Annotated in this window: 21 protein-coding genes; 10 read left to right on the forward strand and 11 right to left on the reverse strand. The window is 41.6% G+C overall.

Going from position 1 to position 19,312, the window contains the following annotated elements; all coding sequences use genetic code 11:
- Positions 1-415: 415 nt before the first annotated feature.
- Entirely contained in the window at positions 416-955 is a 540-nt protein-coding gene (locus tag Q4575_RS05565) for a gamma carbonic anhydrase family protein (protein WP_215964611.1), read from the forward strand.
- 87 nt (positions 956-1,042) lie between these two features.
- On the opposite strand, the gene aroE is transcribed toward Q4575_RS05565, so the two are convergent.
- Positions 1,043-1,846 (reverse strand): shikimate dehydrogenase, encoded by an 804-nt coding sequence (gene aroE, locus Q4575_RS05570; protein ID WP_215964610.1) that lies wholly within the window; start codon positions 1,844-1,846, stop codon positions 1,043-1,045.
- A gap of 12 nt (positions 1,847-1,858) precedes the next feature.
- Between aroE and Q4575_RS05575 the strand changes: the two genes are divergently transcribed.
- A complete protein-coding gene (locus tag Q4575_RS05575; RefSeq protein ID WP_215964609.1) occupies positions 1,859-2,302 on the forward strand; it encodes a group II truncated hemoglobin in 444 nt (147 codons plus the stop codon).
- Positions 2,303-2,326: 24 nt separating this feature from the next.
- On the opposite strand, the gene hemF is transcribed toward Q4575_RS05575, so the two are convergent.
- The 6 genes from hemF to Q4575_RS05605 form a co-directional block, all read right to left on the reverse strand.
- The gene (gene hemF, locus Q4575_RS05580) at positions 2,327-3,217 is read right to left on the reverse strand and encodes an oxygen-dependent coproporphyrinogen oxidase (protein WP_303521839.1); all 891 of its coding nucleotides are present in this window, start codon (positions 3,215-3,217) and stop codon (positions 2,327-2,329) included.
- A 13-nt stretch (positions 3,218-3,230) separates the two neighbouring features.
- The gene (locus Q4575_RS05585; RefSeq protein WP_303521654.1) at positions 3,231-3,803 is read right to left on the reverse strand and encodes an L-threonylcarbamoyladenylate synthase; all 573 of its coding nucleotides are present in this window, start codon (positions 3,801-3,803) and stop codon (positions 3,231-3,233) included.
- 18 nt (positions 3,804-3,821) lie between these two features.
- A complete protein-coding gene (locus Q4575_RS05590; protein WP_215964608.1) occupies positions 3,822-4,355 on the reverse strand; it encodes a type I DNA topoisomerase in 534 nt (177 codons plus the stop codon).
- Between the two features lie 88 nt (positions 4,356-4,443).
- A complete protein-coding gene (locus tag Q4575_RS05595; RefSeq protein ID WP_215964607.1) occupies positions 4,444-4,917 on the reverse strand; it encodes a DUF494 family protein in 474 nt (157 codons plus the stop codon).
- 30 nt (positions 4,918-4,947) lie between these two features.
- Positions 4,948-6,024 (reverse strand): DNA-processing protein DprA, encoded by a 1,077-nt coding sequence (gene dprA / locus Q4575_RS05600; RefSeq protein WP_215964606.1) that lies wholly within the window; start codon positions 6,022-6,024, stop codon positions 4,948-4,950.
- Positions 6,025-6,072: 48 nt separating this feature from the next.
- A complete protein-coding gene (locus Q4575_RS05605) occupies positions 6,073-7,203 on the reverse strand; it encodes a LysM peptidoglycan-binding domain-containing protein (RefSeq protein WP_215964605.1) in 1,131 nt (376 codons plus the stop codon).
- Between the two features lie 140 nt (positions 7,204-7,343).
- Between Q4575_RS05605 and def the strand changes: the two genes are divergently transcribed.
- The 5 genes from def to Q4575_RS05630 all read left to right on the forward strand — a co-directional run bounded on the left by def (position 7,344) and on the right by Q4575_RS05630 (position 13,780).
- Positions 7,344-7,853, forward strand: coding sequence for a peptide deformylase (gene def / locus Q4575_RS05610; protein ID WP_215964604.1), 510 nt, complete (start codon positions 7,344-7,346; stop codon positions 7,851-7,853).
- A 9-nt stretch (positions 7,854-7,862) separates the two neighbouring features.
- Positions 7,863-8,825: a methionyl-tRNA formyltransferase gene (gene fmt / locus Q4575_RS05615; RefSeq protein ID WP_215964603.1), complete on the forward strand. Its 963-nt coding sequence runs from the start codon at positions 7,863-7,865 to the stop codon at positions 8,823-8,825.
- Positions 8,825-10,153, forward strand: a complete 1,329-nt coding sequence (rsmB, locus tag Q4575_RS05620; RefSeq protein WP_215964602.1) for a 16S rRNA (cytosine(967)-C(5))-methyltransferase RsmB — start codon at positions 8,825-8,827, stop codon at positions 10,151-10,153. Before fmt ends, rsmB begins: the two co-directional genes overlap by 1 nt.
- 26 nt (positions 10,154-10,179) lie before the next feature.
- Positions 10,180-11,556, forward strand: coding sequence for a Trk system potassium transporter TrkA (trkA, locus tag Q4575_RS05625; protein WP_215964601.1), 1,377 nt, complete (start codon positions 10,180-10,182; stop codon positions 11,554-11,556).
- Positions 11,557-11,746: 190 nt separating this feature from the next.
- Entirely contained in the window at positions 11,747-13,780 is a 2,034-nt protein-coding gene (locus Q4575_RS05630) for a CotH kinase family protein (protein WP_303521655.1), read from the forward strand.
- On the opposite strand, the gene Q4575_RS05635 is transcribed toward Q4575_RS05630, so the two are convergent.
- Positions 13,770-14,951, reverse strand: coding sequence for an alpha/beta hydrolase (locus Q4575_RS05635; protein ID WP_303521656.1), 1,182 nt, complete (start codon positions 14,949-14,951; stop codon positions 13,770-13,772). The genes Q4575_RS05630 and Q4575_RS05635 overlap by 11 nt on opposite strands.
- A gap of 199 nt (positions 14,952-15,150) precedes the next feature.
- Here Q4575_RS05635 and Q4575_RS05640 point away from each other — a divergent pair, with 199 nt between their 5' ends.
- From Q4575_RS05640 to Q4575_RS05650, 3 genes are all read left to right on the forward strand, one after another.
- The gene (locus tag Q4575_RS05640; protein ID WP_215964598.1) at positions 15,151-15,399 is read left to right on the forward strand and encodes a DUF2164 domain-containing protein; all 249 of its coding nucleotides are present in this window, start codon (positions 15,151-15,153) and stop codon (positions 15,397-15,399) included.
- 175 nt (positions 15,400-15,574) lie between these two features.
- The gene (locus tag Q4575_RS05645) at positions 15,575-15,985 is read left to right on the forward strand and encodes an MAPEG family protein (protein ID WP_215964597.1); all 411 of its coding nucleotides are present in this window, start codon (positions 15,575-15,577) and stop codon (positions 15,983-15,985) included.
- A gap of 148 nt (positions 15,986-16,133) precedes the next feature.
- Positions 16,134-16,949, forward strand: coding sequence for a hypothetical protein (locus Q4575_RS05650; protein ID WP_303521657.1), 816 nt, complete (start codon positions 16,134-16,136; stop codon positions 16,947-16,949).
- 52 nt (positions 16,950-17,001) lie between these two features.
- On the opposite strand, the gene Q4575_RS05655 is transcribed toward Q4575_RS05650, so the two are convergent.
- Genes Q4575_RS05655 through Q4575_RS05665 form a run of 3 tightly spaced genes read right to left on the reverse strand, consistent with a single transcriptional unit; the run spans position 17,002 to position 19,292 of the window.
- Positions 17,002-18,003, reverse strand: a complete 1,002-nt coding sequence (locus Q4575_RS05655) for a hypothetical protein (RefSeq protein WP_303521659.1) — start codon at positions 18,001-18,003, stop codon at positions 17,002-17,004.
- Between the two features lie 55 nt (positions 18,004-18,058).
- The gene (locus tag Q4575_RS05660; protein WP_303521660.1) at positions 18,059-18,745 is read right to left on the reverse strand and encodes a hypothetical protein; all 687 of its coding nucleotides are present in this window, start codon (positions 18,743-18,745) and stop codon (positions 18,059-18,061) included.
- Complete coding sequence (locus Q4575_RS05665; protein WP_303521662.1) at positions 18,732-19,292, reverse strand: RNA polymerase sigma factor; 561 nt, start codon at positions 19,290-19,292, stop codon at positions 18,732-18,734. Before Q4575_RS05665 ends, Q4575_RS05660 begins: the two co-directional genes overlap by 14 nt.
- Positions 19,293-19,312 lie beyond the last annotated feature (20 nt).

Consider the following 19,312-nt stretch of genomic DNA (forward strand, 5'->3'; position numbering starts at 1 on the left):
CTTTATACATATATATTTGTTGTCACTACTCTACGGAGTGCCCACACAGATAATTAATTACAAATTGTTAAAGAACGGTTTAGAGGGTTTCCTCTGGGTTAAGACTCTGTCTCAACCGGGAGGCGTATAATACGCTTCCTGTTTTTGTTGTCAACGTTTTATTTAAATCTTTTTGAAAGTTTTTTCAAACTTCCTAGTCGATTTAGACGCCAATCCTGCTACTAAACATATTGTTTTGAGCGGTTGATGTCTCCCTGACAACGAGGACGCATTATAGAGATCATTTTCCGGCGCGCAACTACTTTTTACAAATAGTTTTCTGTTTGGCTATTATTGCTACAGAACGCATATTTATTGACTAATGTGGTCAAAAAGTGTGATATTTGAGGCTTATAAAGTGTAATTGAGGTTAACAATGAAAAACCTAAAATCTTATAACGATATACTTCCTACTATTTACGACCGAGTTTATGTTGATGAATCCGCAGTACTATATGGAGAAATCACTATTGGCGACGATTCTAGTATTTGGCCGATGGTTGCTGCTCGAGGTGACGTTAATTATATTTCTATTGGTAAACGTACCAATGTACAAGATGGATCGGTGCTGCACGTAACGAGAAAATCTAACAATAATCCCTTAGGCAACCCCCTAATAATAGGAGACGACGTAACAATTGGTCATAAAGCAATGTTACATGGTTGTAAATTGGGTAATCGTATTTTAGTTGGGATGGGCGCAATCATAATGGATGGTGCTGAAGTTGGTGATGATGTATTTATTGGTGCCGGTACATTAGTTCCGCCTAATAAAAAATTGGAGTCTGGTTTTTTATATGTTGGAAACCCGATGAAAAAGGCACGGCCTTTAAAACAAGTAGAACTCGACTTTTTGACCGTTTCAGCCAAAAACTACGTCTTACTCAAAGATGAGTACATAGAACAACATAGTTAGTCACAATACAGTGCCTCGATTAACACTACATATATAGAAGAATGCGCCACGTAAATAATGGCGCTACTCTATATATGTATTTTTCTACTATAGATCTCGCAATACCTTGCGTATTTCCGTTGTGTCGGGAACGACGCCATGCCATATACGAAAGGATTCTGCTGCTTGTTCTATTAACATACCCAATCCATCAATCGTTAATGCTTTGGAATGCAGTTCAAGCCAGTTATTAAACAGAGTCTTTTCTTTTTTGTAACACATATCATAAGCAGCGACGGTGTTTTTGAAAACACTAGGGTCAATATCAGGAAGTTCACCCGTTAATGAACACGACGTTGAATTGATAACCACATCATAATTACCATCGAGTTCTGAAAAACCTTTGGCGACAACCGGAGCACCAGGCACTTTATCCACTATATGTTGCGCTTTAGATAGTGTGCGATTCGCAATTATCAGCTCTTTGGGTTGTTGGTCTAAAATACTCGCAACACTGCCTTTGCCTGCACCACCCGCTCCGATCAACAATACGCGACGACCTTTTAATTCAATACCGTGAAATAACAAGTCGCGAACAACGCCCTCGCCGTCGGTAGTATCACCCAATAATTTGCCATCTTTATAAGTTAAGGTATTTACCGCTTCGGCAAGCTTGGCGCGTGGTGATAGCTCGTCACAACTTGCAAACGCTTCATCTTTGAACGGCATAGTGACGTTAATGCCAATGCCACCAGCGTCAAAAAACGAATTTATCGTTGGTTTGAAATCACTAATTGGCGATAATAGCTTTTCGTATGTAAGCGCAATATCAAATTGCTTTGCAAAGTCTTGATGAATTATTGGAGACTTTGACTGTTCGATTGGGTTACCGATTACGGCAAACTTTTTCATTTGGGCTCGTAAATGTTAAAAAAATTGATGGATAAAATAGTGTCTAAAAAGCCACAACAAAACAAGTCTCATTTAAATATAAGCCATACCCCATACGATGTGATTGGCAATGACGGTGTTAAAAAGCTTGCCAATACCTTTTATGACATTATGGAAACCGACCTGCGGGCTAAAGAATTGTACGATATGCATCCAAAACCACTCGATGCGATCCGCGAAAAGTTTTATGAATTTTTAGTTGGTTGGACAGGTGGGCCGAATATCTTTATGGAAAAATACGGACATCCTCGCCTACGTGCCCGACATTTGCCGTTTTTAATTGACCAAAACCTGCGGGACCAGTGGATATATTGTATGAATACAGCGTTGGAACTCGAAGTAACGCAACCACAAGTTAAAGCGCATCTAAAAGATGCCTTTGCACAAATGGCTACGCATATTATTAATCAAGATTAAAACGGCAAAACAAGCTTGATAAGACTACAACCAGTCAATTGGTTGTAATACGTCATAGAGTTTGGCTTCTTCACTGCCTGCTTCTGGTGTGTATTGATATTCCCAGCGGGCAAGAGGTGGCATAGACATTAATATCGACTCAGTGCGCCCACCTGTTTGAAGGCCAAATAACGTACCTCGGTCAAATACCAAGTTAAATTCAACATAACGACCACGGCGATAAAGTTGAAATTGTCGTTGGCGGTCACCAAACTCTAGGTTTTTACAGCGATTGACAATTGGCACATACGCTTCACAGAATGAATGACCTATTTTTTGGGTAAACTCAAAACACTGTTCAAAGCCTAGTTCGTTTAGATCATCGTAAAATAGACCACCTACCCCACGAGTTTCGTCACGGTGTTTAAGGTAGAAGTATTCGTCACACCATTTTTTGTATTTTGGATAAACCGCCTCTCCATATTGATCACATACATCTTTAGCAGTCTGATGCCAATGTTTGATGTCTTGTTCGAACGGATAAAATGGCGTTAAATCATAACCCCCGCCAAACCACCAAACAGGTTCGGCACCTTCTTTTTCAGCAATAAAAAAGCGCACATTCATATGTGTAGTCGGGATATATGGATTATGCGGGTGAATAACTAAAGACACACCACAGGCATTAAAACTTCGACCTTGTAACTCTGGGCGGTGTGCTGTTGCAGAAGCGGGCATATTAGCGCCAAATACATGGGAAAAATTTACTCCGGCCTGTTCAAATACATTACCGTTTTTAATTACGCGGCTTCGTCCGCCGCCGCCTTCTTCTCTAATCCACTGATCTTGCTCAAACTCAGTGCCATCAAGTGTCGAGAGTTGCTCACAAATTTGATCCTGCAGCGACATAAAAAATGATTTTACTTGGTCTAACATTGGTGAGTTCAATTTAAGTCCTTACTACTTCGCCTGTAAATGAATTAATAATGGTTGATGGCTGATCATAACCACCTAATGGCTCATCTACAATGTAACCAACTTGATCAGAAAATTGCAATGCAAGAGTAGCAACGTCAGTTATCGTGGGTTGCCCTGTTACATTAGCGCTTGTGGAGACGATCGCTCCACCAAACTCTTTGCACATGCGTTTCACAGTTGGATGATCGGTCACCCGAACTGCAATTAAATCGTGTTGTCCTGTAATCCACTTAGGTGCGTCTGGTGCGGCTGGTAGCAACCAAGTTGTTGGGCCTGGCCAACGAGAAATAATATCAGTACGCTTATCCATTGGGATTTTTTTATCATCAACAAACTTCAACAACTGGCCGTAATCATTCGCAATTAAGATTAATCCTTTTTCAATTGGCCTTTGCTTTATCTTTAGTAATTTTAATACCGCTAGTTCATTTTGCGGATCGCATCCCATGCCGTAAACCGCTTCTGTTGGATATACGATTACATCGCCATTTAATAGCGATGTTACTTCTGGAGAATGAGTAATTGTTGGATCTGGGGTGTTCACAGTAAAACCTCTACGGAATTAATCTACATACAGTTTACAAAACGGACATTGCTTTTCACCATCACCGGTATCAACAACAATTGGCCACTCGCATTTTAAACACGGTGTCGCTATTGGTTTTTGATTCACTAAATAGTCGCATTCCGGGTATTGATTACAGGCATAAAAACGATGACCTTTTTTATTAGTTCGCATGTGAAGTTCGCCCGAATCACATTTTGGGCAATCGACGGGTTCAAAATCGTCGTCGTCATCTTCTTTCACAAGAAAATCACATTCTGGGTAATTCATGCAACCAATAAACATACCATATTTACCCGACTTAACACCTAAGTCGCCCTCGCATTTTGGGCAACAGACTTCATCGAGAATACGTAACACTTGGACTTCAGACGACGTAGTTAAAGGACGTGTGTAATCACATGCTGGATAGGTAGTACAACCCAAAAACGCGCCTGTCGCGCCAGAACGAATGTGCAGTTCCGCATTGCATTTTGGGCAATAGTTCTTAGTTTCGGGTTGGTTATGTTGTAAGTCCGGATCGGATTCCATGAATTTTGTCGTATAGTCGGCAATATGCCGTGGATCTTAGTCACTCCACGGCGTAACGCAATAGTTTTCTGTGCAGATCGATGGAAGCTTAGTGAATTGCGCCCTCAGGCTCGTCAAAAACTAAGTTTTCCATCTGCTCAAATGCAGACTCTTTGCCAGGAACGTTAAATAGCACCATTAGAACCACCCACTTTAAGTCTTCTAAACAAATGTGTGTTTCTTCTAGTTCCATTATCCGATCGATGACCATTTCACGAGTTGCAACGTCCAGCAGATTAATCTGCTCTAAGAACAAAACGAAACCACGGCATTCAGTGTCGAGTTTCAACATTTCCTGCGGCGTGTAAATTCGATTCGAAATGGCGGTCTGCCCGTTGATAAACGGTGAAATGTCATTAGCCTGGAGATCAGCTAAATCTTCTAACCACATTAGCGCTTTGAAAATATCGTCATCATGAAAGCCCGCTTTTTTGAGTTCTTTTGTGAGTTCATCTTCATCAACCCAGATCTCAGCGCTGTCATTTACAATGTTTTCAAACAAATACAAAAGGATATCAAACATAAAAAGCCCCTTTGTTAATTATTATTTTCGTTAGATTGGTACTTTAATGTAGCCGCCTGGGACAGCTTCTACATAGCCCTGTATTTCCAATTCCAACATTTCAATTAACACCTCATCCACAGGCATATTGGAACGTTGGACAATGACATCTACCGGGGTAGTATCATGGTCAACACTAGCTAACAAATTAGGTCCTGCCAAGTGATTTTTTCTAACTTCTTTGCGACAGGGTGAAATCAAATACTCATTTACGATATCGGCTGCACCTGTAACCGGTTTAGCTCCTTGTTTAATCAACGAATTACAACCCTCACTCAATGGACTAAATGCGTTGCCAGGGACCGCAAAGACGTCTCTATTTTCTTCCATTGCAATTCGAGCTGATATTAATGAACCACTTTTAATGGCTGCTTCGACGACAACAATTCCTTTGCTGAGCCCGGCAATGATCCTATTTCTACGGGGGAAGTTATGCTGAATAGCTGGTACATCTGGGGGAAACTCCGACACTAAGCAGCCAAAATTTTTAATGCGTTCCGCTAAGTTGCAATGTCTTTTAGGGTAAATATTTTGCATTCCAGTCGCCATTACGGCAATTGTAGGTAAACCATTATCTAATGCCAATTTGTGAGCATCGCCATCAATCCCCACCGCTAGTCCAGAAGTAATCGTTACCGGCGTGTGTCGTAATCCGTCAATAAGATGGCTTGTCATTTGTCTACCGTAAGAAGATGGACTCCGAGAACCGACAAAGCCGATTTGGGTCGAATTTAAAACATCCACATTGCCCGCAACAAATAAGCCTATTGGCGGCCGACTAATTTGTTTTAGCAGTAGAGGGTATTTGGCATCCAATATCGAAATAAAACGGACTTGGTTGTGTATCATCCAATGCGCCATTCGCTCAGCCCATGGCCAATTAGGTGCGGAAAAATACTTCACATGACAGGCTTTCAGTGGGTAATGGCTTAATTCTTTGGGAGTCAACGTAAATACGTCTGTTGGGCTTGGTAATACGGCAGCAAGTGCTCTAAACGAGACTATACCAAATTGGGGGCACTTAATAAGTGCTAACCATCGGGTAAGTTGACTAAATTCGAGGTCCATCCTTGGCTCCTTTATGGCCCCACATCCTGCGGGGCGTAATGTATTTATCTATTCCGGCGTTTGAATTTTATCGCCAACATAAATAGGAATTGAATTCTTAATCACTATGCCATACGAAACGCGTTCATAAACTCTGAACAGCATGACTTGGCCAATTTTTTCGTAAGGCATGACATAGATGCCTTTATCTTCGTCACTTTGGAACCAATTTTTAACTTGGCCAACAAAGCGTTCATAACTGCTTGCGTCTTCTTGATACTTCGGACCCAACCCTTGATTCACAACAGTTGGAGACTGACGTCGAACATCAAAAATATGACCTGGTGCTACATCGTGCATAAAGCCTTTGTTTATTACGATAACGTCATATTTTGATACACCGGCAACATCCGAAGGTGTACCAATGATGGCACCTTCTAAGTCGTTCTCAATTGGTCGCATTTTAAAAAATGCAGGTAAATCCTGACCTTGCCTAATAGGCAATAAAACGTCACTGGCTTTCACTTCTTGTTTCGCCGACTCGATAGTCACTTTTGCAGGTACCCCATTATCTGGGTCGCCAGCATGTTCAAGTTTGGCAATCGCAACGAGTACCGCTTCATAACCTAAAATGTCATCGGTTTCAGGGTCGATGTATTTTTTACCTTTACGATAAATTGCAAATCGACGTTCTGCACCAAGGTCACCTTTAATATAGAGCATATCGCCAACAGTTGCGCGTTTGATCGCGCGATCTGTACCTAATACATATGGGAGCCCTTCAATGACATCTTCTTCTAGCGTTTGTTCATAACTCAAAAATGGGGCAATAGAATTTAAAGGAACCAATGGGATAGGTTCGTCACGTTTATGCGAAACACGTTTTTGCGGTGACATTTTTAGTACACGTTTACCCATGATCAACACAGGTTCACCTGATGCGGTGTATATAAGTTGTAAGTTATCGCCTGGATAAATTAAATTTGGATTTGAAACCTGCGGATTCATTTTCCACAATTCCGGCCACTTCCATGGATCTTTCAAGAACAAACTTGAAATATCCCATAGGGTGTCCCCCTTTTTAACGACATATTCGCTAGGCGCGTCAGACTTAATTCGCAGCGTTTCAGCATAACTTGCTGTTGCTGACAAACCTAAAAATACAATTACGCTAACAAGTTGGCGAAGGAAATTAGCCATCCGCAGATCCCTTTTATAAAAATTAACTAACTTATACTTAATGTAAGCCAATATTTGTTTTGGCTTTAATCTGTTAATAGTGATCGTAAACAGGTAAAATTACAAGCTAATCATGGTATTTGGCAAGGTAACTACTAGTTATGGCAATTTTAGATGTATTACGTTTCCCTGACGAACGTTTACGCACAGTCGCGACCCCTGTCGCAGAAGTAAATGAAGAAATCAAACAACTCGTCGACGATATGTTCGAAACAATGTATGACGAAAATGGCGTTGGCCTAGCTGCTTCGCAGGTTGATCAACATGTAAGACTCTTTGTCGCTGATACGTCTGAAGAGCGTGATGAACCCCTAACGTTCATCAACCCAGAAATCATTGCCCGTGACGGCATGGTCATTAATGAAGAAGGCTGTTTGTCTGTGCCAAATTGTTACGCCAAAGTCGAACGTTCTGAAACCGTTACGGTTCGTGCGTTAGACAAAGATGGCAGTGGATTTGAAATGGATGCAGAAGGGTTATTGGCTATTTGTATTCAACACGAACTAGACCACTTAGATGGCAAATTGTTTGTTGATTATCTGTCACCTTTAAAGCGTGACCGCATCAAGAAAAAACTTGAAAAAGAAAGCCGTTTAGCCGCTAAAGGATAAGCAGAGTCAATGTCAGGTAACAATTTGAATATCATTTTTGCGGGAACTCCTGAGTTTGCCGCCCAACATTTGTCTCATTTAGTCGAGCAAGGTTATAACATTGTTGCTTGTTATACTCAGCCAGACCGTCCAGCGGGACGCGGTAAAAAACTGCAACCAAGTGCCGTAAAGCAAGTTGCCTTAGCGCATGATATTCCTGTATGTCAGCCGCCATCATTAAAAACCGATGACGCATTAACTGAATTAAACGCTTGGAATGCCGACTTAATGATCGTCGTGGCTTATGGACTTCTATTACCAAAAGCAGCATTAGACGCGCCTAAACTTGGTTGCATCAATGTCCATGGCTCTATCTTGCCTAAATGGCGCGGTGCTGCGCCAATTCAACGTGCCGTATTAGAGGGTGACGCTGAAACTGGCGTTACAATTATGCAAATGGACATTGGGCTTGATACCGGCGACATGCTGTTAGTTGAGACTTGCCCTATCGAATCAACCGACACCAGCGGCAGCGTCTACGAAAAACTTCAAAACATTGGCCCTTCAGCATTGATAAAAGCCGTAGACGCCATTGCTGAAAACAATGTAACTCCGATAAAACAAAATGACGACGAAGCCACTTACGCTCATAAATTAACAAAGCAGGAAGCTGAGATTAACTGGCTTGAACCTGCCGCCGTTATTGAACGTAAAATTCGAGGTTATCAACCTTGGCCTGTAGCCTATGCAAATTTAAGTGGCAATGTCGTTAAAATTTGGCAAGCAGCGGTTTCCCCAGAAAACTCAGGGAAAAACGCCGGCGATGTCATCTCGGCCGATAAATCTGGTATTTCGATCCAAACCGGCGACGGTGTTATATCTATCCAAAGTCTGCAACCACAGGGCAAAAAACCAATGTCAGCAGGCGATTTTGTTAATGGTCGCCTTGAATGGGTTGCCCCTGGAACTTCATTATTAACTCAGGCGGACTAATGTCAAAAGCCAGCAAAAATGTTCGCGCCGAAGCCGCTCGCTGTTTACTAGCGGTGTTAGATAAAGGTCAGTCTTTATCAGACGTCTTACCCCAAGCACAAATAAATGTTGGCGAGAAAGACGCTGCCTTATTACAGGAAATGTGTTTTGGTACCATTCGACATTTTGCTCGTTACGATGCGATCTGCCATCAACTATTAACCAAAAAGCTCAAGGGTAAACAACGGGTTTTTCATCATCTAGTTATCGTTGGCTTATATCAGTTAGAACATATGCGGATCCCAGAACACGCCGCGGTGGCCGAAACGGTTCAAGCTGCGGTTTCACTAAAAGCACAGGGACTAAAAGGCTTAGTTAACGCTTGTTTACGTAACTTTATGCGAAACAAAGACGTTTTACTGAAAAAAACAGCTAACCCTGTTACTGAATACAATCATCCGTCTTGGTTCATTAAACGCATTCAAGCAGCCTACCCTGAACAATGGCAAACCATTCTTGAGCAAAATCTACAACGTGCGCCAATGTGGCTGCGTGTTCATACCTCAAATAAACCGGTAACTGAATTTTGTACTGCACTTGATGACGCTAAAATTGAATACGAAGTACATCCACACAACCCAACCGCAATTCGTTTGTTAGCACCAAAACCCGTTGATAAAATTCCGGGATTTGACCAAGGTTGGTTTGTGGTTCAGGACGCTGCTGCACAAAACGCGGCGCGATTGTTAGGTGCTTGTGATAATGAACATGTACTCGATGCCTGTGCCGCCCCTGGTGGTAAAACCTGCCATGTGCTTGACACCGCAAAAGTAAATATGGTGGCAGCCGACATTGACGAAACTCGTTTAAGCCGAGTACAGGAAAACCTAACAAGGTTAAAACTTGAAGCTCAATTAGTATGCGGAGATTTGTCCGATCCTAAAACCCTTGAGTCATTTGAGCAATTCGACAGCATTCTATTAGACGCGCCATGTTCTGCTACTGGGGTTATACGTCGTCATCCAGATATCAAATGGTTAAGACGCAACGAAGATATTGAGCAACTCAGTACGCTCCAAGCTAATATTTTACAAACCATGTGGGATAAGCTAAAACCAGGCGGCACATTATTATATGCCACTTGTTCTATACTTCCGGATGAAAATAAATTGCAGATGCAACAATTTTTAACGACTCACGCTGACGCGATTCTCGTGCCAATCGTTAATCAAGGTCATTCTGACGAACAAAGTTTGAATGAGACAGTCGACAACCCAGGCTGGCAAATTTTACCGGGTGAGCATAATATGGACGGGTTTTATTACTGCCGTTTGAAAAAATCACAATAAAAAGAATAGGTCACAAAAGCTAAATCATGAAGATCATAATACTCGGCGCAGGACAAGTTGGTGCTACGTTAGCGGAAAACCTAGCAGGTGAAGAAAATGAAATCACCCTGGTAGATATCGATGCTGACGCACTACATCAGTTGCAGGACAAATATGATCTCCAAGTGGTTGTTGGTCACTGTTCTTACCCCGACGTATTGCGTCAAGCGGGAGCTGAAGACGCAGACATGCTCATTGCCGTAACCCGCAGTGACGAAGTCAATATGATGGCCTGCCAAGTAGCGTATAGTATTTTTAATACCCCGACCAAAATAGCCCGAATTCGCTCACAGCAATATTTAGAATACAAAGAACAACTCTTCCATAACCATGACTTACCTGTAGACCATTACATCGCCCCAGAGCAATTAGTCACGCAGTATATCCGCCGTTTAATTGAATATCCGGGCGCTTTACAAGTACTTGAGTTTGCAGAAGGTAGAGTCAGTTTAGTTGCGGTAAAAGCCTACTATGGTGGCTCACTTGTGGGTTACGCCTTATCGGCATTAAAAGAACATATGCCGTCGGTTGAAACTCGTGTTGCGGCAATATACCGTAAAGGTAAAGCAATCCGCCCACTCGGGACAACCGTCATTGAAGCCGATGATGAAGTGTTTTTTGTAGCGGCGTCAAAACACATTCGTTTAGTTATGAATGAATTACAAAAGCTAGAACAAAGCTATAAACGGATCATGATTGTTGGCGGCGGAAACATAGGCTCTGGACTCGCCCGATTATTAGAAAAAGATTATCGTGTAAAGTTAATCGAACTTGACCCCAAACGCGCCGAAGAACTTTCCCAGTCGCTTGAAAACACGGTTGTCTTTACCGGCGATGCGTCAGACCAAGAATTGCTATCTGAAGAACAAATTGAACAAACCGATGTCTTTATCGCAGTTACAAACGACGATGAAGCCAACATTATGTCTGCCATGTTGGCCAAACGCATGGGCGCCCAAAAAACCATGGTATTGATCCAACGTAGCGCCTATGTTGACTTAGTCCAAGGTAGTGAAGTCGACATCGCAATCTCACCGCAACAAGCAACAATTTCAGCACTTTTAACTCATGTTCGCCGAGCTGATATCGAAAATGTATACTCACTTCGCCGCGGTGCAGCCGAAGCCATTGAAGCGATTGCCCACGGTGACGAAAGCACCTCTAAAGTCGTTGGTCGCTCAATCCAAGAACTGAAATTGCCACCTCGTACAACTATTGGGGCCATCGTAAGGGGTAACGAAGTGCTCATTGCTCATGACAATAGGGTTATTGAAAGTAATGACCATGTGATCTTATTTTTAGTTGATAAAAAATACATTAGTGAAGTTGAAAAATTATTCCAAGTGAATGCTTTCTTCCTCTAACCTGTGTTAATTTTTGCTTTGCTTTGCTTTACTTTTCATTTTAAACATGACAACTGTGTTAACACGCTGTTTATATTGAATATTTCAATAATACGACCGTTGGTTAATAGCTGAATACGTATGTACCTATTTGCCAACAGTCCGTTCTGTCTCTAGGGTTGAATAACTCTATTCTTGCGTAGGTTACCCAATGACTGGTAAACCATTAAGACACATCCTTGCCTGCCTTTTATTGCTCTTCTCAAATGTAACTATAGCGGTTGAAGATACAAGCTTTCTAGCTCAAGCCGACCACAAATATGTATTTGATATCAATGCCTTGCCCTCAATTACCCTAACCTTTTCCGACGACGAATGGCAGAGCCTTTTACAATCAAGTCGCGAAGTTCCATATGAGGTGCCTGCCGATTTTTCATTTGATAAAAACGGTACCGTCACGCAACTCACTTCGGTTGGCGTAAAGCTAAGTGGCAATACCAGCTTTGTTTTACCAGACGACGGTAATGGCCAATATCGTCAAGCTCATTTTTCTTTAGATTTTGACGAATTTGTCGACAAACAAACCTTTTCAAAGTTAAGTAAATTACGCCTTAAACGTTTCCATAACGATCCAACATTTGTTCATGAACCCCTTAGTAATCAGATCATGCATAACTTTGATTTGTGGACCGCACACTCGTCTACATATGCCCGTTTGTTCATTAAAGTGGGCGCCGCAAATACTGCCTACTTTGGTGTTTATCGAATGAATGAAAGTGTTAACCGAAAAGAGTATATCGATAAGCGCTTTGGTACTGATAATGACAAAGGTTTTTTGTGGCAAGGTAACCACAAAGGGTTTGGTGCAGCGCTTTTTTCAAATATTCAGGAAAATTGGCAAGGCATCGACGTTAACGACCAAGCGACCTTTGAATTTAAAGGTAAAGACGATGACTTTGAACAAGCTAAATCACAACTTATAACTATCGCGAATAACTTCACGCAATTGAGCGGCAACGAGTTTAAGCTTTATATCGAACAACATTTGGATATCCCTGTATTTCTTAAATTTCTGGCAGCGGAGGCTGTTTTAGGACATTGGGACGGTTTTTGGGGCAATGGCAATAACTACTACTTTTATATCGACGAATCCGAAGTGGTTTATTTTATTCCATACGACACCGACAATGCCCTTGGAACGTCCCTGTTAGTTGAAGATGTTGGTAGTCGGAACCCAATGAACTTTGCCGCTCGTAGCCCTATTTTAGTTGAGAAAGTATTGGCCATCGCGCAGTACCGTACCGAGTTTAAAGCTCTCCTGGCCCAGTTGGTAAACCAAGACAACTTAATGACCGAGCATTATTCAACACGCTGGATTAGTGACGTTCACCAACTTATTCAATATAGTTTGCTCAATGACACAGGTGACAACCAACAGATTACCGATGAACCCGCTTATTGGGGCAATCAAAGTTCTTATCGTTTATTCGACTTTAGCTCAGGTAAAAACTGGTATACAACTCGTAAATCGGCCGTATTAAGTGGTATTAAGTCTGACGACCACATTTATCCATCTCTTTATTTTCGTGGTGTAACCAATCAATGGGGCACGACGCCTATGATTGAAATAGAAGACAATATTTGGCAAGTCACGGTAAATAATAATGAAGCCACAAACGCCACGGGCGTGCCTAGATTTAAATTTGACGTTTACGCCGATTGGAGCACAAGTTTTGGTGACAGCAATACCGATGGCATTGCTGAATTAGGCGGCGATTCAATCCCATTTGATGATGGCTTTGGCGAATACCTCATTCAATTCAACGCTTTTACTGGCGCCTATACGATGTTCAGAACGGACAAACCAAACGTTGCGCCAACCGCCAACGCAGGTCCCGATTTAATGGTTACTGTGGGTGAGTCGGTGCAACTTGATGGCTCTGCGTCGAGCGACCAAGATGGCCAAATTATCCAATTTGTTTGGTCAATTGGTGCTGAAGGTGAAACGACTATTGTTGAATTTGTACAAACTGGTGTATTTGAAGTGACCTTAACTGTAACCGATGAACATGGTGCAACCGCAACAGATAAAGTCACTATCACAGTCAATGCTATACCCGATGAGCCTAAAAAATCAGGCTCGGCCAATTTATCTTTCTCTGTTCTACTATTACTTGTGTTATTCGTGGCCGTCCGACGCAGATGTGGCGTTGAACGTCACGAATACCAACTCACTAATTTTTAGAAAACTGCGAAGCAAATCTTGGAAAACGCTCAGACCAAGACGCTTCACAATGCCGGCCTAAGTCATCTTTTACGGTTGTGAGAGATGCACCATTTGTCAGTTTTGCGTTAAGTAATTGCGTCAATTTATCAAACTTTGCATAGTCGCCATACTCACCTAACCCCATGTCAGTATAAATAACGACATCATCTATCTGATTTACCTGTTCAATAGCTTGGAATAAAACGTTAACGCCCTCTTCATTTTCAATACCCAACGACGGCGAAAACGCCCCGATATAGCCAAATATATCACTGTAATTTAGTGCAGAATAAATTGCCATCAAGCCACCTAAACTTGACCCCGCTATGCCTGTGGTCTTTTTACCCACTTGAGTACGGTATTTGTCATCAATCAAAGGCTTTAATGTTTGCGTGATAAATTTCATAGTCTGCTCCCCCTCAGCTTCAAATACATCGTCACCATATTGAAACTTCCAAGGACTATATTCGTTCATTCGTCGAGGGCCATTATCTATCGCAATCACAATAAACTCACTAAGTTGCTGCTCGGTGAACATTTGCTGCAGCGTCTCGTCAACTTGCCATTCACCACTGTATGACGTTTTTTTGTCAAATACGTTTTGTCCGTCCATCATATAAAGCACTGGAAATGCCGTGTTCGACTCAGCTTGATAGCTCGGTGGCAAATAAACCCAAACATCACGTTTTGTTTGTAGCTGAGGAAAATCAATATCAATAAGTTTTTCAATATTGCCCACCAGCGAGGAAGTTAATGGTTCTGTTGGTTTATCTCCGCCCCAGGCTGGGAAGCCATTTTCAACGATATTCAATCCAGCCTCAGGATTATAGGAAAACTGACACATGCCTTTACCGTATGCTTGAGCTGGACCATGTTGCCATGATTGGTTTTTGATAAAGGTATAAAATAACGGTTTTTCAGAAACTGGGATTTCAACACGGTAAAACTCACCCTCTAGTTTCATCGCATGTTTGCTTTCAAACTTCCAATCGCTAAAGTTTCCTACGATATGAATTTCGTCTGCCGGTGCCGTCGAATCTGGCGCTTTAAGCATAAAGGTTACTGTTGCGGATTTTGGCTCAAAAATGCGGATCCCAAAGACCACGACAATCAGCGTAATAACAATCGTCATTCCGTATTTTATTTTCATAAATATCCTAAGTCAGTATGTTTAAAAAGCCTTCTTAAACGCTGTTGTTTTTAATTAACATTGTGTTTGAGCCGGTATTCAAAACTAAAAGCGTACCCAATGTTAGATGAATACGTATGAAATTGATCTAACATTAGTAAACAGCTCATGAAATAATAAAGCGACTAGTAAAACGTATTCGACATAGAAGAGGTCATTAATGAGTAATATAACGTTCAAAAAATCTGAACAAGAAATCATAATTAGCAAGATCCAAAACTACTTTGAGTCACAGCTTGATCAAGAAATTGGGCAATTTGAAGCTGGCTTTTTACTCGATTTTTTTGCTGAGCAAATAGGTGATCACTTTTATAACCAAGGATTGACAGATGCACGAGCCATCATTTCTGAAAAAGTCGCGACAATAGATGATGAACTATATGCCATTGAGAAAATAACAGATATTTAACACTCACCAATTGGCTCAATTGGCGATAAGGCGTTGCCACTAAAACGCTTAACAACAATAAGTACACACCTGAATGTACCTCGAATAAAACGAGTATTTGAATATATTGAATATTTACCGCATCCTTATGCTCAAACGTCGTAATCATTTTTAAAAATTTACAATGGAAATCAATATGGAACTCGTTTACCCAATGTTTGTGATGGTATTACTTACCGCCGTCGTCGGTGTTTTTACCGCTGTTATCAGGATCAGAGGCGCCTATGCAGGCAAAGTCGACCCTCGTTATTTCAAATTAATGGGGAAATACGATATTCCAGATGACATTGCCAAATTTGGTCGTAACTTTGACAATCTATTTGAAGTACCCGTTTTGTTTTATGTCGCTAGCGTTACTGCTCTTGCTTTAAATATTTCCCATGTCTATTTGACGGCTTTTGCTTGGGCGTTTGTCGCTTTTCGATTAATCCACAGTGCAATCCACTTAACGTACAATCACCCGATTCACCGATTTTTTGCTTTCATCATGTCTTTTAACTGCACTATAGGGATGTGGTTAGTGATCGTATTAAATCTAGGTAGCTAGATAAACCATTCTCTTGCGACCTAGAAACTCGACGCTGTTTATCAGTTAATTTGGGTATTAGTTGATCCCATTTCAAATCACACCTATAAAACGTTTATAGGTAAACGCAAATGTGCTATTTGTGACGTTTAAAGTGGCGGAAGGTTAAATGAAAGAAATGTTATACGACATTAATAGCTTGGCAATTGCATCTTCATTGTTTGTTTCAATGGCAGTCGCCATTGAGTGTGGTTTTCGAATAGGTCGTCGGCCTGCAATTAAGGCGAATGATGCCAGTAAGGCTCAAGTCAGTGCAATCCAATCCTCTTTGCTAGGGATATTAGCGCTGTTACTTGGTTTTACCTTCTCGCAGTCTTTGCAACGATTTGACGCTAGGAGTAATGCAGTACTCGATGAAAGTAACGCAATTCATAACGCCTTTATTCGAGCCGACCTTTTGCCTCAGGAAAGTCAATTAAAAGCCAAACAATTGCTTATCGCATACACCAACAATCGTACTGAAGCGGGTAATGTCAGTATGGTAAATGAAGACAAAAGAGAATCTTTTGTTACTGAAGCTAAGGAATTACAAAACCAATTGTGGATTTTAGCAACTGAGATCCAAACTTCTACAGCCGGAGCCATAAGAACAGGTTCGTTTACTGATGCCATTGGCAAACTAATGCAGGTATTCCATGTTCGAGATTCGGCACTTAATCGCCACGTTCCTGAAATTGTGCTTATGCTGCTCTATGGGACTTTTTTAATGACCGGAAGCATTGTCGGTTATGTATCGGGCTTGTCTGGTACCCGCACAACCTATAGTGCATATGTCATGGTGGCGCTAATTGTGTCGTTGGTTTTTGTGATCGTCGACCTTGACCGACCAAGACGTGGGTTAATTGAAATAGACCAATCGCCGATTCTAAATTTGCAGGCCGATATGGCGGATTATGCTAGAACGTTAGAACAGCCCAAAAACTAAGCGATATAATCCATTCAGTAGGGAGTTTGGTGCTCCCTACTGAATCTTAGTTTTAAAGACTGTATTGCACTGCTTTGTTTAACAAATCAGTCGCCGTAATATCACCATCTGCACATTTATATATTGATGGCATATCAAATATGTACAAGCGGTCGCTGCGTCCTTTTAGATTAAATGTGATGTGTTCACCTTTGGCTAATGACCGCAACCCTCCACCAAAATCACAGACCGCCTGACTTATCGCGGTTTCAGTTACTTTAATGCGAGCATTAAGTTGTGCGATCTGTTTTTCGCGCATCTCACTTGCCTTTTTTTGAAGTAATTCAGCCTTACTGCTGATTTCTTTAGCGACGTTGGTCAAGTTTTCAGACTGTTGTTTCATTTCGGCTTCTAACTTAGCGATTTTCTTTTTATTGTCAGCACTTGCGTTAAGTTCTTGTTGATACTCAGCGTCACGTATTTTTCGTTCAATATCACGTACGTTTCGCTCCAGTTTACGGGCTTCTCGTTCCAATTCTCGGCGTTGTTTTTCCAATTCGTTTTGTTCCGCACGACCTTCACTGCGCTCTTGGCTCGAACGATGAGACCAATCCATTTCAGAATAAAACTCCATTTGAACTTCCGCCATATCCATTGCCAACTCTACCGCTTCCATCGTTGACTCTTCAATCCTATCGACGTCATCTTCTGATAAAGGTGCGCTACTTCTAATAATGGGTGGAATTGGCGGTACAGGTGCAATTGGCGCAACACTATGATGACCCCTACTAAAGCTATAACTCACCCCATGGCGAGACCCTATGGTAAATACCATTCCTTGGTTTGCCAGATATATACCCTCCACGTCACTGCTGCGGTGACTGCGACTGTTACGACTATTTTCATTACCATTGATGGCGGTTTTAATAATCGTGGTCATGATGTTTAGGTCACGTTTCACACTTTTCAATTTTTTCTCAGACAAGTCCTGTGCTTGAACTGCTGAGCTAAAACTTAGACCTAATAACAGACTTGCTAACGTGGCTTTTTGCAAAAGTTTATTTTGTTTTTTCATGATCATTTCCGTTTCTAAATAATTAAGGTAAATAAGCGATGGTTTACCTCAATGCCTACTCGGTTACTTGCTGTTCTGACGCGTCGTTATAGTCAGACTTTCTTAAATTTCGTTCGTTTTGCTGTGACGCCAGGCGGATGTTGTAATTCACATCACTAAACTGTTGTCGTAAATAGCGCATGTCGTCCTGTCTTTGTTGTTGAATGACCCGAACCACATCTTCTATGTCTTCTTTACGCTCAAGGCGGCTATTTGCAACCAGATAACTTGCCAGTTGTGCCGTATCATTTTGTTGCTTTAGGCTTAAATCATCCATTCTGGCATTAATAACTTCATTATTTTTCTCGGCCAATTGGACAAACTGCTGCTCCAACCAGGCCTGTTGAGATTGGTCATTTATCACCAATTCTCGACCATTATTGGTATTAACTAAACGCACATCAAATAACATAATAAGACAGGCAAATATTGAAAAGCTAAGCGCAACAAGTGACGTCCCTTGACGTTGCCACCACGACGGTTTTGCCAAATATTGGTCAAAACCTTTGTCCTTACGCCACTTTGGTACATCGACCGACTCTGACAGGTTGTCAGCCATCTCAAGCATCTCGTTATGCACAGCCATTCGTTGCGACCACAAAGGCGCTTGTTTCAGACTGGCCAGTTGGTCAGAGGTCAATGCCTTGCCTTCCAACCAATAATCAAATAGTTCGGCTAAATTTGCTTCTTCAGGCTGCGTCATACGAGTCCTCCAGTAACACTTTTAATTTATCTAATGCAGTATAAAAACGCGATTTCACTGTGTTGGTCGAAACCCCGAGTTGTTGGCCAATAGTGTCAAACGTTTGGCTTTGAAATACCTTTAGCTCAACGATTAATTTCTGTTCAAATGGCAATGATTTCATTACGGTCAATAGCTGTTTTTGCGACTGAGAATTCCCCAAAGCCAATTCAGGACAGCTATGTTCAGGCTCGGCGTCCATGTGCTGCAATTCGCTTTCGTCAGCAAACCATTTCCGACGGCGGTAAAACTCGATGCAACGAAAGTGAGCTATTTTAAGCACCCAGGTCTTAAAGCTGCTGTCTCCACGAAAGTCAGATAAACTGCGGCACACAGAAATAAATGTTTCCTGCATAACATCCATTGCATCATGTTGATTACTCGTCATACGAAGTGCGTAGAGATAGACATTTTTTTCGTATCTATCGACTAACTTACGCCATGCCGATTGGTTGCCTTTGAGGGCTTTCTCGATCAACTTATCGTCTGTTTGTTGAAATAGTGACAAATCGCCCTCGCAAATTATTA

The sequence above is a fragment of the Psychrosphaera sp. 1_MG-2023 genome (assembly GCF_030548245.1).
GTDB classification, from domain to species: domain Bacteria; phylum Pseudomonadota; class Gammaproteobacteria; order Enterobacterales; family Alteromonadaceae; genus Psychrosphaera; species Psychrosphaera algicola.